This is a genomic window from Salinicola peritrichatus (assembly GCF_003206715.1).
GTDB lineage: Bacteria > Pseudomonadota > Gammaproteobacteria > Pseudomonadales > Halomonadaceae > Salinicola > Salinicola peritrichatus.
On record NZ_PZJU01000020.1, the window covers coordinates 24,358 to 37,410 of the forward strand.

The following is a 13,053-nucleotide window of genomic DNA, read 5'->3' on the forward strand; positions in this document are numbered from 1 at the left end:
AAACTACTGCGCTCGCCCATGCAGCGTTGAGTCGGAGCGCAGCGGAGACAACAGCAAAGGCTGGCCCGAAGGGCGAGCGAAGCGAGTCAATCCACCTCAAAATGCTCATTTACGACATGTAAACTGCGCTTCTTCGATGGATTTCGCCTTGCCTGGCCATCGCTCGTGACGTTTGTCAGCATCCTCGTTCCAGTGGAATTTCCGCCCGCTTCGTCTGTCACAGCGGAACCGCCTTTTTCCTGTCGTGAGAATCGCAATGCTCCTATCTACTGCGCTGCGTCGATATCGCCTCGCCGCGGCAATACTGTTACTTGGCGTACTCGCCGGCTGCGCCAGCGGGCCACAATTCGAAACGCTCGAAGCCCGGATCGTTTCCGAAAAACCGGTGACACTGCCAACGGACGCCACCCTCGAAGTGCAGCTCGAGGACGAAACCACCGGTTCGGTACTCGCCAGCAGCCGCTATGAACGCCTAGGCCAGTTGCCGATCCCGGTCAACTTGCGCTATGCACCCGAGGCGATCGTCGCGGACGATATCTATCGGCTGAGCGCCCAGGTACGCAGCGGCGGCCGCATCATCTATCTCTCGCCGGAGCCGGTATCGGTGTTCGGCGTCGACGATCCCGAAACGCTCGACATTCCGATCGAGACCACCGGCGCGAACACCGCGCGGTGACGAACAGCGCCTCGGCGCGGGTGGCCCCCAGGTTGATGCGGGCCAGCTCCCTAGCGCTTCATGGATATCCTGCACCGTACCGCGAACGCCGGCCGCGACATCGCGGAGCGTGCTCGACCTCGGCTAGAATAGGGCGTCCCGCCCACGCCACTGCAAGGACAATCGCCCATGGCCTGGTTGGAATACCTGTTGCCGCTGATCTTTCTCGCGCCACTGGGCGCAGCCGCGCTGGTGGCCATTACCCTGCGCGACTTGCAAAGCGTGGGCCTGCGTTCGCCGCATACCGGCGAGCCCATACGCGAGATCGCGCAGGCGCATCGCGACCGCCTGGAGCGGGCTCGGGTGACCTTTTTCCTCGATGCGACGCTGGCGCCGACACTGACCCTGACGCCGCTGGTCTACGGCATGGGGAGAATGCTGTTCGCCGACGAGCAGAGCTGGCTGGAGTGGTCGCTCTACGGCGTCGTCAGCACGCTGCTGGCGGTGGTGTTCTGCTTTTTGATTCTCCGCGACGTGCAACGCGTGCGTCGTCTCACCCATAGTCTTGCCTGCGAACTCGCGGTCGGCCAGGCGCTCGATCACCTCATCCGTCCGGCGGCCGAGCCCTATTTCGTATTCCATGACTTCCCCGCCGACAGCTACAGCATCGACAACGTGCTGGTGACGCCACAGGGCGTTTTCGTGATCCAGACCATGGCGCGGGATTTCCCCCTCGATCTCGAGGGTAAGCCGCGCAAGACCGTTGCCGTCGAAGCCGAGCGCCTACGCTTCCCCGATCGGCACGAGCGCGAGATGCTGCGCAAGGTGCGCATGGCGACCGTGTGGCTGCGCCAGTGGCTGACGCGGCACGCCAACCTCAGCGTCTCGGTGAACGGTATCCTGGTGCTGCCCGGCTGGAACATCGACGACGAGACCGAACATCTCGGCGATACCCGCGACGTGCGCGTGGTCGACGGCTTCGATCTCGCCGCGCAACTGGGCATCGCCACCGACGAGGCGATCGACGACGCTCAGCGCCAGCATCTGGTCGAAACGCTCAATGCCCGCTATCAACGATTCGATCGCAAACCGTCGACTCGCTGACGACACTTTCGCCCCCCCCCGACGACACTTGTATCCCAGGAGACGCCATGCCCCGTTCCGCCACCGCCTACGACGTACTCACCTTCGGTGAAGCCATGGCCCTGTTCGTGGCCGACGACAGCGGCCCGCTGGATCGGGTCGTCCAGTTTCACCGCCGCACCGCCGGTGCCGATACCAATGTCGCCATCGGCCTGTCACGATTGGGCTTCGACGTTCGCTGGCTGAGTCGGGTGGGCGAGGATCACAACGGCACTTTCCTGCAACGCGCGCTCGAAGCCGAAGGCCTCGACTGTCGACACCTCAAGCGCGACCCGAACCACGCCACCGGGCTGGTGTTCAAGGCGCGCGCCGTGGATGGCGCCGACCCGCATGTCGAGTACGTCCGCCGCGGTAGTGCCGCCAGCCACCTGTGCATCGACGACTGCACGGATGTCGAACTCGACGCCGCCCGCCATCTCCACGCCACCGGCATTCCGCCGGCGCTGTCGCCAACCGCCCGCGAACTCTCGTTCGAGCTGCTCTCGCGTGCCCGCGCCGCGGGCTTGTCGATCTCCTTCGATCCCAACCTGCGCCCGACCCTGTGGCCGAGCGAGGCGGTGATGATCGAGACCCTCAACGCGCTGGCGGCCAAGGCGGATATCGTGATGCCGGGGCTCAGCGAGGGGCGCTTGCTGACCGGCCGCGAAACGCCTTACGACATCGCCGGCGACTACCTGGATCGCGGTGCCCGCGCGGTGGTGATCAAGCTGGGCCCGGAGGGCAGCTACTTCCGCACGGCGGAGACCGAAGGCAGCGTGAAAGGGGCTCCGGTCAAGACGGTGATCGATACCGTGGGTGCCGGCGACGGTTTCGCGGTCGGCATCATCAGCGCCTATCTCGACGGCCTCGACTGGCAGGCGGCGCTCAACCGAGGCAACCTCATCGGCGCCCGTCAGGTACAGGTGATCGGCGACATGGAAGGCCTGCCCAGCCGGGAAGAGTTGGTCGCCATGGAGTCCAGCGGCGAGGCGATCTAAGCCTAGTGCAAGGTGGTTTACGAAAAGTCGGCGAGCGAAGGCCAGACTAGGCGCAACGACCGTAGGGAGTCACAGCCGTAGGCTGGCCCGAAGGGGGGAGCGTAGCGAATCAAAATCGGCGCAGAAAGGACCGGGCTCGTGTTCGAGTTTACGGAGTTGTAAATGAATCTTCTAAGCCGATTTTTAACGACGCATGGGCGAGCACAGCCAGTTTTCGCGCAGCGCCGCCAGCACGGCGGGCTTGAGCGCGCCCAACGCCTCGCCGGAAAGTCCGCTCAGCACGATCAGTCGCACCTGGCGTCCATCGCGATAGCCCAACCACAGCGGTAGCTGGACCGCGCAGCGGGTCTGCGGCTGAACGCGCAGCGGCCAGCGTCGCGGCCGCGCCAGGCGCTCCCACAGCCACCAGCGTTCGAACTCGGCGGTCGACGGGCAATCGCCGCCATCCAATAGCGCCGTGCCGTCCTCGGCGTCGGTCGACTGTGCGGGCAGTGCTCCTGGCCATAACAGTGCGCGTGGCGTGTGCTCGGCGGCCATCAACCAGGCTCGTGGTGCCTGCGCCGGCCTGCCGATTGCCACCGCCCACAGCGACAACCAGGCCGGCTCGAAACGTTGCGCACCGAAGCGTTCGAGCTTGGCTCGCGCCGCCGAGACATCGAGCCGCCGCGCCAGCCTAACCATTGGCCCACAGCTGCAGCCCACCCAGCAGCGCCAGCGCCATGAAGAACCAGACGACCAGCCCGATGCAACGCCAGCGGGTCAGGCGCGCATCGCGGCCGACGATCTCGGCGGCGTCGCTGCGCCCCTTGAGGATCGCCTGCATGTCCGGCGCGGTCTCTTCGATGACGACATCGGCCAGCTGTTCCCGCGAGGGGGCCGGCGCCGTCAGGCTGACGCCGTAACCGACGACCAGCGAGACCACCAGTCCGACGAAATTCTGGTAGAGCCACGAAACGTCGGTATTCGATACCGCCCACACGGCGGCCATTCCCAGCACGATGCCGGCCACCGCCCCGCGTCCGTTGCTGCGGTGACTCAATATCGCCAGCAGGAAGACACCCAGCAGCGCGCCGTAGAACCAGGAGCCGATGCGGTTGACCGCCTCGATCACCGGGCCGAGATTGCCGGCGAAGAAGGCGAATACCGTGGCATAGAGCCCCCAGAAGATGGTCGCCCAGCGCGATACCTTGAGATAGTGGCGCTCGTCGGCATCGGCGTTGACGTAGCGGGCGTAGAAATCGCGCACCGTGACCGCGGAGAGCGAATTGAGCGCCGAGTCGAGACTCGACATCGCCGCCGCGAACACGCCGGCGATCACCAGTCCGGTGATGCCCACCGGGAAGGCCTCGACCACGTAGCGCGGAAACAGCTCGTTGAGATTCTCCGGCGCCGTCAGCCCGTGCTGCTGGTAGTAGGCCGCCAGCATCACGCCGATGAACAGAAACAGCAGCATCTGCGGCACCAGCAGATAGCCACCGATCAGCAGCGATCGCTGCCCCTCGGCGATCGTCGGGCTGGTCAGCACGCGCTGGATCTGGCTCTGGTCGGTACCGAAGTAGGCGATGTGCATCACCACGCCGCCGATCAAACCGGCCCAGATCGAATAGGTCACCGTCGGATCGAGCGAAAAATCGATCGTGTTGAACATGCCGTTGGCGGCGCCGAATTCGAACACATCGCCCCAACCGCCGGGCAGGCTGGAAACCATCAACACCATGCTCAGGATGGCGCCGAGCCAGAGTACGAACATCTGGATCACGTCGGTCCAGATCACCGCGCTGATTCCTCCCAGCACGGTGTAGCTCACGGCGATCACCGCCATCAGCACGATGGTCAGGTTGACGTTCCATCCCGTCACCACGGAGAGCACCAGTGCCGGGGCGTACAGCACCACGCCGGTGGCCAGCCCGCGCGCAATCAGAAACAGCAACGCCGCCAGCGACCGCGTCAACGCACCGAAGCGCCGCTCGAGCAATTCATAGATGCTGTAGATGCCGGCGCGATGAAAGACCGGTACCAGCACCAGAATCAGCACGGCCATCGCCAGCGGCACGTTGATAAAGGTCGCCAGGCGCTCCAGGCCCCCTTCGAAGCCCCAACCGGGCGCCCCGATGAAGGTGATCGCGCTGGCCTGGGTCGCCATTACCGAGAGCCCGATCGCCCAACCGGGGATCTTGCGGCCGCCGAGGAAGTAATCCTGCGTGCTTTCCTGATCCTTGCCGAAGCGGGCCCCGACCCAGGCGATGCCCACGACGTAGATGATCAGGACGACGGTGTCCCACCAAGTGAAAGCGCCCACATCTCCACCTCGATTTTGTTACCGACAAACCAAGCGTAGCACGTCACTCACGGGCGCCCAGTGAACCCGTTTTGACCGGCCCGAACGAAAAACCCCGGCCATTGGCCGGGGCAAGGGGAAACGCTATCCGCTATCAGCCCGCGGGCTGCTCGGGGCTGTCCGGCATGTTGATGCTGCCCGGTTCCACCCGGTTGAGGTGGAGGAACTGCAGATGACGCTCGTACTGATCGAGAATATCGTTGATCACCTGCTCCTTGGTGTAGCCCATCAGGTCGTAACCCTGGCTACCCTCCAGCAGATACACTTCCAGACGGTAGTACCGACCGCTGCTACGCGGCGTACGCATGGCGAACGATGGCGTGGAGAACGGCTGCGTCCAGATCTGGTAGGCGAAGTTCTGCTCGTTGCCGAGGTCGACATAGAACGAAAGATAGTCGTCGTCGTTCTGCGAGCCCTCTTTGATCTCGACGTCGACGCCCTGCTGTACCAACTCGTCGCGCACGGCCTCCATGGCCGGCAGGCCGGTCTCTTTGAGGAATCGGCGCGCCTGTTCCCGATTGGGGAACGACATCGCCCGCTTGAGTCGTGATTGCCAGTTGTAGGAACGATCCCGGCCGCCGCCCGTGGACATCCGACCCGACAGCGAACCCGAGAGACTGAGACGATGACTGTCTTCCTTGAAGGCTTCGACCTTCAGCGCCTTGTAGAGGCCGGCGATCATGAAGAACAGCACGATCGAGAACGGCAGTCCGGTAATCACCACCGCACTCTGCAGCGTGGAAAGCCCCCCGGCGAGCAGTAGCGCCAACGTCAGGATCCCGATCACCGCCGACCATAGGATACGCATCCAGATCGGCGCGTCGCTGTTGACGTCCTTGAGGATCGAGGTGAAGTTCGACAATACCAGCGCCCCGGAATCTCCCGAGGTCACGAAGAACACGATCGCCAGGATACTGACCGCGATGGTGGTCACCACCGGGAAAGGATAGGCCTGCAGGAACAGATAGATGCCCGCCGGCGGCGTGTCCATGACCTGCTGGCCGAAATCGCTGGCACCGTTGATCGCCATGTCGAGGGCACTGTTACCCAGGATCGACATCCAGATCATCATGAAGGCGATCGGCAGCGTCAGGGTACCGGCGACGAAGGTACGGATGGTGCGCCCACGCGAGATACGCGCCAGGAACAGCCCCACGAACGGCCCCCAGGCGATCCACCAGGCCCAGAAGAACAGCGTCCAGGCATTCAGCCAGTCGGTGGGACGATCGAAGGCGTAAGTATCGAACGACATCGAGATGAAGCCGGAGAGATAGTCCCCGACGTTCATCACCAGGGCATTGAGCAGAAAGATCGTCTTGCCGGCAAACAGCACGAACAGCAGCAACGCGATCGCCAGCAGAATGTTGAATTCGGAGAGGCGGCGAATCCCCTTTTCGACCCCGGTGACCGCCGATATGGTGGCGAACAGCACGATCAGCAGCACCAGGACGGTCTGGGTCCAGGCGCTTTCGGTAATGCCGAACATGTAATCCAGCCCGTAGTTGAGCTGGATCACCCCGATGCCGAGGCTGGCGGCAATCCCGAACACGGTGCCGAGCACCGCCGCGATATCCACCGCATGGCCAATCGGTCCGTAGATCTTCTTGCCAAAGATCGGATAGAGCGCGCTGCTGATGGTCAGCGGCAGGTTGTGGCGATAACTGAAGAACGCCAGCGACATGCCCACCAGGGTGTAGATTCCCCAGCCCGACAGCCCCCAGTGCAGGAACGTGATCTGCATGGCATGCCGCGCCGCGGCGACCTGATCGACGGGAGCGTCGGGAGCGGTGTAGAACTGGGTCAGTGGCTCGGCCAGGGCGAAGAAGATGACCCCGATGCCGATCCCGGCGGAGAACAACATCGCCGACCAGGAAAAGATATTGAAATCGGGTCGCGCGTGTTCCGGCCCCAGCCGAATCTTGCCGAAGCGCGAAACGCCGAGGAAAATCACGAAGGCGAGATAAATGACGACGGTGAGGAAGTAGTACCAACCGAAAGTGTTGGATATCCAGCCCAGCAGGGCGTTGATGATCGCGTTGGCCTGATCGGTGGCCACCATCGCCCACACCGAGAAGATCACGATACCGATGACGGACCCATAGAAAACGACGGGATTCAGTCGGTCCTGGGTGTGGGAATCATTATCGGGTCTGGTACTCATGCGGCTCCCGTCATGTTGGATAGTGACATGCTTGGCGCACTCGGCGCGGCACCAACGCGCGTAAGCGCCGAAAGCCCCGCAATGCGGTGCTCCGCCAATCTCCTGTTCATCGCGAACTCACATGGCTTCGGCTTGAGTTAAGTCGACTTTGGTCAGCGAATCCAGAAAGCGTTTCAACGATAGGCCTCATCGCTACACTACCGCCATTCGCAGGCGGCCTTCCGAGTTCCAACGGTCGGGCCGTCCCGCCAAGGTGGATTCGATTGCCGTCAAGCCTGGCCATGTCGGCGTTCTGGCTACCGCTGCTGGTGATAGCGAACAGTAAAAAGCACACCAGTTTTTATTGATTGCCTATTCAATTAAAATACGGCGTTATGGATCGCCTTTCAACCGCCGTCCTCCGACTTTGCCACGCCGCGGTCCGCACCGATGTCCGAAAAAACGACGGCGCCGGGCTCATGCCCGGCGCCGTCGCGGAATCGACATCTTGTTTCGGTGGATGCTGGCGCGGTTCAAGCCGCTGGCGGACGGAACGGGAATGCAGCGCTGCTCGCGGGATGACCGGAACGAACGACGGGAAGCGGGATTTACTCGCCCTTCAGCCGGCCGCCCATCTCTTGCGCCAGTTCGACCGCGTAGTGATCGGTCATGCCGCCGATGAAGTCGAGCATGCGGCGGTAGCTGTCGTAGAGCGACCAGGAGGGTTTCGGCGTGTTCTCGCCGATCAGCGCCAGCACGCGCTGATGCTTGAACGAGGAGTGGCCGGTGTGGTGCAACTCGTGAGCAGCACCGATGAAGGCCTCGAGCAGGATGCCCAGGGTGGTGTAGGCGCCGATCTCCAGTTTGGCCTTGCGCTCGTTGCGGAAGATGCGTTCGCGGGCCAATTGCTTGGCCGACGAGACGCCCCAGGTCAGATCGGGATGGCACAGCTCGAGCAGGTCCTCCTCGAGCGCGCCGTTGAGCAGCGCCGTCTCATGTTGAACGAAGACATCGCCAACCTCGTTGACCGCCCGCTCCATCGCCGCCCCGCGCAGCGCGGCGATACGCCGGCGCTGGGAAACCCCGGTCGCGGCCATCTGTTCGTAGCCAGCCGGCGGTTCCCCGGCGATCTGCAACAGGATCTTGGCGACCTCCTCGTAGCGCAGGATCCCCATCTCGAGGCCATCCTCGAGATCGAGCAACGCATAGCAGATATCGTCCGCCGCCTCGACCAGGTAAGCCAGCGGGTGGCGGCACCACTTGGAGTCGCCGACCGACTTCATGCCCAGGCGCTCGGCGACTTCCGTCAGCAGATGCTTTTCCGACTGATAGCAGCCGAATTTTCCCATCGCGCCGCCATGTTCCACGGTCCAGGGATACTTGAGCAGCGTGCCGAGCGTCGCAGCGGAGAGACGCATGCCACCGCCGAACTGGTTGTATTCGATCTGGGTGACGACGCGAAAGCCCTGGGCATTGCCTTCGTAGGTCAGCAGATCGCGACGCTGCGCCTCGTCCAGACCGTCGAGCAGTCCACTGCCCTGCTGCTCGGTCCACTTGAACCAGTCGCGAATGGCATATTCCCCGGCATGGCCGAACGGCGGGTTGCCGATATCGTGCCCCAGACAGGCCGCCTGCACGATCACGCCCAGGTCGGCCGGGCTGACCCATTCGGGCAGGCGCTCACGCAACTGTTCGCCGACGATCATGCCCAGGCTGCGGCCGACGCAGCCGACCTCCAGCGAGTGAGTCAACCGGGTGTGGATATGATCGTTGTCGGTCAGCGGGTGGACCTGGGTCTTGCGCCCAAGGCGCCGGAAGGAGCCGGAAAAGACGATGCGGTCGTAATCCTTGTGAAACGGGCTACGGCCGATTTCGCCACGCGAGGTCCGGCCATCGTGCAAACGGACGGGATCGAGCAGACGCTCCCAGTGCATGGCGGTCATCGTGGTCTCCGGTTGTTGGGATCGTCAGTCTCGGGGTTCGCGTCGCAAGCTTCAAGCAAAGCCAGGCTGGTTTTGGTTTTTTCTGGGTAAGCGGATTAAATGGTTGATCTTACCTTTGCATGAGAGTGAGACAGACCGGCATCTCATCGGATTATCTGGTTGATGCTTCACCTACTGCTGGTGCATGTTTCCTTCGCTAATTCCAGCAAGAACCCCACACGCCTCAACTTCCCGGTCATCGTTGCAACTCGCTCTCAGTGAAACGAGTTGTTTCTCAAGCGCTTGCAGAGCGGTTATCTGCGACCGCACATGAGAGATGTGATCATCGAGCAAGGCGTTGACGGCGGTACAAGGCTGATGAGGGTCGTCCTGATAGCTCTGTAGTTCGTGAATCTCAGCCAGTGACAGGCCCAGGATTCTGCAGCGACGGATGAAGGCCAGCCCCTCACCATGCTTCTCGGTATAGACACGGTAACCGTTGTCCTGCCGATCAGGCGGCGGCAACAAGCCCTGCTGTTCATAGAAGCGGATCGTCTGTGTTTCGACCCCTACCAACTGCGCCAACTGACCAATGCGCATCAGCCTCCTCCCCAACGGATTCTTTACTCTATTGACCTTATAGTAGCTTTATAGTTTTAAATGGTACCACAACATTGTTCAAGTGGAGTCGTATCATGAGCAAATCCTGTGGTGGCGCCTGTGGCGGTGATGCAACGTCCGCAGCGGATACCGATATACAGGCCTCCTCCGAGGCGCCAGGGAGATGGGTCAGTGTTTATGCCGTGCCGAAGATGGACTGTCCATCAGAAGAACGAATGATTCGCCTAGCCCTGAACGGCTTTGAGGAGATTCGGGCGCTGTCCTTCGACTTGTCGAACCGCCGGCTGAAGGTCGTGCATGACGGCGAGGTCGAGCCCGTCACCTCGAAACTGAAGACCTTGGGGCTAGGCGCCTCGCTTCAGGAAACCGTCGCTGCAAATCCGGAGACCATCAAGGCCGCCGAGTTTTCGGCAGCTTCTGCTAAGCAAGAATCCGGGACCCTGCGCTGGTTGCTCGGCATCAATGCACTTCTGTTCGTGGTGGAAATGACTGCCGGTCTGATCGCCCAGTCCACCGGCCTGATTGGAGAATCCCTGGACAATTTTGCCGATGCGGCGGTGTACGGGCTTGCCCTTTATGCGGTTGGACATAGCGTGAAAATGCAGGTACGTGCCGCGCATCTTGCTGGTGTACTGCAACTGATCTTGGCTGTGGGCGTGCTCGTAGAGGTGGTGAGACGCTTTGTATTCGGTAGTGAGCCTGAATCGCTGGTGATGATGGCTATCGCATTCGTCGCATTGATTGCCAATACCAGTTGTCTGCTGCTCATATCCAAACATCGGGAAGGCGGGGCGCACATGAAGGCAAGCTGGATATTCTCGGCCAACGACGTGGTGATCAACCTGGGGGTCATCACCGCCGGCGCCCTGGTCGCGTGGACCGGTTCCAATTATCCGGATCTGATTATCGGCACCATCGCGGGGGGCATTGTACTTAACGGTGCCAGACGCATTTTGGCGTTGAAGGGTTAAATAATGCTCATTATTGGCAAAAAGCTCTCGCCGTATGCCCTATTGTCCATATCGGGCCTGCTGGCAGCGTCTGATCAGGCTGTAAAGTGGCTGGTGCAGCAATCAATGGCCTATGGCGAGTATGTTTCGGTGACCCCGTTCTTTAACTGGGTGCACCTATGGAACACCGGTGCCGCATTCAGTCTTTTTGCGAATGGTGGAGGCTGGCAGCGCTACTTTTTTATCGGAATCGCGGTAGTGGTCTCGATTTTTCTGATCAAGCTGATCCTTGAAAATCGTCATAAAGGAGAAGCCATCGCTTACAGTCTTATCCTCGGTGGCGCCATGGGCAACCTGATTGACCGGGTCTTTCGCGGCTATGTTGTGGATTCCTTTGATTTCTATTGGCGAGATTGGCATTGGCCGGCCTTCAACCTGGCTGATATTGCAATTGTCCTCGGTGCCTTACTTTTCGTTTCCAGCAGTTTGTTGGGTAAAAAAGCAAAAACCAATGCCGAGCCGGATGGATCTGACTGACACCTACGCCTATACAACACCATGACCGAACTTCCCGACAACATCCTTCACCTGCCGCAATACCAAGTACTGGGCTGCAAATCAACCGACGACGAAATGCACTTCCAGGTGGACGTGCCCGATCCCATCGCCTGCGAGGAATGCGGCGTGCAGGGTGTGACCTGCCACGGGATTTTTCCTCCATCGTCAACTAGAGTCCGACCTAACCAGAGGACGGACCATGAAACGCGCGAGATTCAGCGAAGAACAGATCATCGGCATCCTGGCCGAGCACGAGGCAGGGGCGAAGTGTGCTGACCTTTGCCGCAAGCACGGCATGTCGGAGGGCACCTTCTACAATTGGAAAGCCAGGTTCGGTGGCATGACCGTGTCGGAAGCCAAACGGCTGAAAACGCTCGAGGACGAGAATGCCAGGCTGAAGAAGCTACTCGCCGAGCAGATGCTCGACCTGGCGGCGATGAAGGAACTGGTCTCAAAAAAGTGGTGACGCCCGCCGAGAAGCGTGACGCCGTCTCGCATCTGAAGCAATTGCTTGGGTTATCCGAGCGCCGGGCCTGTCGGCTGGTCGGAGCGGATCGCAGGATGATCCGCTACGTTCCTCGCCGCGCCTCGGACACGGCACTGCGTGATCGGTTGCGGGAGCTGGCCAACGAGCGTCGCCGGTTCGGCTATCGGCGCCTCTTCGTCCTGCTGCGTCGCGAGGGTGAGCTCTCCGGCATCAATCGTATCTATCGGCTCTATCGCGAAGAAGGGTTAACGGTGCGCAAGCGAAAAGCTCGGCGCAAGGCGATCGGTACCCGAGCGCCCATTCTGGTCGAAGCGCGCGCCAATGCGAGATGGTCACTGGACTTTGTTCATGATCAGCTGGTGTACGGACAACGCTTCCGGGTTCTCAACATCGTCGATGACGTGACACGGGAATGCCTTGCCGCGATCCCCGACACCTCGATATCCGGGCGACGCGTGGCGCGGGAACTGACGGCATTGATCGAGCGGAGAGGCAAGCCCGGCATGATCGTCTCAGACAACGGCACGGAACTGACATCGAATGCGATCCTGCACTGGTGTGCCGAGCACCTGATCGCGTGGCACTACATCGCACCGGGCAAGCCCATGCAGAATGGCTTCGTGGAGAGCTTCAATGGCAGGATGCGGGATGAGCTTCTCAATGAGACCTTGTTCCATAACCTGGCCCACGCGCGAGCCGTCATCACGGCTTGGGCGAATGACTACAACACCGAGCGTCCGCACTCGGCACTGGGCTACGAAACGCCAGCCGCTTATGCGCGGGCACTCACAGGCGTGCCCATCGGCACGAAGACTGATCGGACTCCAATCGCCGTTGGATGAAGGTTCGGTGGCAGATCAGGTGAGTTCGTACGGTTCGGCAAGCGTGACGTTCCCTATCGTGATCTGCCCATCCACGGCAAGCGGGTCACTCTCTGGGTGGTCCGCCGCCGATACACCTGCCGGGCCTGCAAGACAACATTCAGGCCCCAGCTACCGGAGATGGTGGACGGATTCCGTATGACACTGCGGCTGCATGAGTACGTGGAGAAGGAATCCTTCAACCACCCCTACACCTTTGTGGCGGCACAGACCGGCCTGGACGAGAAGACGGTGCGCGACATCTTCAACGCCCGCGCCGAGTTCCTGGGGCGCTGGCACCGCTTCGAGACGCCCCGCATCCTGGGCATTGACGAGCTATACCTGAACAAGCGCTACCGCTGCATTCTGACCAACATTGAGGAGCGAACCCTGCTCGACCTG

11 protein-coding genes and 2 pseudogenes are annotated in these 13,053 nt (G+C 61.5%); 8 read left to right on the forward strand and 5 right to left on the reverse strand.

Annotated elements, in window-relative coordinates; genetic code table 11:
* Positions 1 to 256 precede the first annotated feature (256 nt).
* From DOM57_RS08930 to DOM57_RS08940, 3 genes are all read left to right on the forward strand, one after another.
* Entirely contained in the window at positions 257 to 676 is a 420-nt protein-coding gene (locus DOM57_RS08930) for a YbaY family lipoprotein (protein WP_110648870.1), read from the forward strand.
* Positions 677 to 844: 168 nt separating this feature from the next.
* Positions 845 to 1,759, forward strand: coding sequence for a nuclease-related domain-containing protein (locus tag DOM57_RS08935; RefSeq protein ID WP_110648871.1), 915 nt, complete (start codon positions 845 to 847; stop codon positions 1,757 to 1,759).
* A 47-nt stretch (positions 1,760 to 1,806) separates the two neighbouring features.
* Positions 1,807 to 2,775 (forward strand): sugar kinase, encoded by a 969-nt coding sequence (locus DOM57_RS08940; protein ID WP_110648872.1) that lies wholly within the window; start codon positions 1,807 to 1,809, stop codon positions 2,773 to 2,775.
* Positions 2,776 to 2,958: 183 nt separating this feature from the next.
* On the opposite strand, the gene DOM57_RS08945 is transcribed toward DOM57_RS08940, so the two are convergent.
* The 5 genes from DOM57_RS08945 to cadR all read right to left on the reverse strand — a co-directional run bounded on the left by DOM57_RS08945 (position 2,959) and on the right by cadR (position 9,775).
* Positions 2,959 to 3,456 carry a hypothetical protein gene (locus DOM57_RS08945; protein ID WP_110648873.1) on the reverse strand — a complete coding sequence of 166 codons (498 nt, stop codon included), beginning with the start codon at positions 3,454 to 3,456 and terminating at the stop codon, positions 2,959 to 2,961.
* The gene (locus tag DOM57_RS08950) at positions 3,449 to 5,074 is read right to left on the reverse strand and encodes a sodium:solute symporter family protein (protein ID WP_110648874.1); all 1,626 of its coding nucleotides are present in this window, start codon (positions 5,072 to 5,074) and stop codon (positions 3,449 to 3,451) included. Before DOM57_RS08950 ends, DOM57_RS08945 begins: the two co-directional genes overlap by 8 nt.
* A 133-nt stretch (positions 5,075 to 5,207) precedes the next feature.
* Positions 5,208 to 7,274 (reverse strand): choline BCCT transporter BetT, encoded by a 2,067-nt coding sequence (gene betT, locus DOM57_RS08955; protein ID WP_110648875.1) that lies wholly within the window; start codon positions 7,272 to 7,274, stop codon positions 5,208 to 5,210.
* 587 nt (positions 7,275 to 7,861) lie between these two features.
* The gene (locus DOM57_RS08960) at positions 7,862 to 9,196 is read right to left on the reverse strand and encodes a deoxyguanosinetriphosphate triphosphohydrolase (protein WP_110648876.1); all 1,335 of its coding nucleotides are present in this window, start codon (positions 9,194 to 9,196) and stop codon (positions 7,862 to 7,864) included.
* Between the two features lie 171 nt (positions 9,197 to 9,367).
* On the reverse strand, positions 9,368 to 9,775 hold the full coding sequence (gene cadR, locus DOM57_RS08965) for a Cd(II)/Pb(II)-responsive transcriptional regulator (RefSeq protein ID WP_004364961.1): 408 nt from the start codon (positions 9,773 to 9,775) through the stop codon (positions 9,368 to 9,370).
* Between the two features lie 95 nt (positions 9,776 to 9,870).
* Here cadR and DOM57_RS08970 point away from each other — a divergent pair, with 95 nt between their 5' ends.
* The 5 genes and pseudogenes from DOM57_RS08970 to DOM57_RS08990 all read left to right on the forward strand — a co-directional run.
* A complete protein-coding gene (locus DOM57_RS08970) occupies positions 9,871 to 10,767 on the forward strand; it encodes a cation efflux transmembrane domain-containing protein (protein ID WP_004574643.1) in 897 nt (298 codons plus the stop codon).
* Between the two features lie 3 nt (positions 10,768 to 10,770).
* Positions 10,771 to 11,283, forward strand: a complete 513-nt coding sequence (gene lspA / locus DOM57_RS08975) for a signal peptidase II (protein ID WP_110648877.1) — start codon at positions 10,771 to 10,773, stop codon at positions 11,281 to 11,283.
* A 21-nt stretch (positions 11,284 to 11,304) separates the two neighbouring features.
* Positions 11,305 to 11,439 (forward strand): annotated as a pseudogene (locus DOM57_RS08980) (ISL3 family transposase); the annotation flags it as partial.
* Between the two features lie 64 nt (positions 11,440 to 11,503).
* Positions 11,504 to 12,633, forward strand: a protein-coding gene (locus DOM57_RS08985; protein WP_110648878.1) for an IS3 family transposase whose coding sequence is annotated in 2 segments (ribosomal slippage) — positions 11,504 to 11,756 and positions 11,756 to 12,633 — 1,131 coding nt in all. Because the reading frame shifts where the segments join, the coding sequence is not laid out codon by codon here.
* Between the two features lie 9 nt (positions 12,634 to 12,642).
* Positions 12,643 to 13,053: pseudogene (locus DOM57_RS08990) on the forward strand (helix-turn-helix domain-containing protein); the annotation flags it as partial.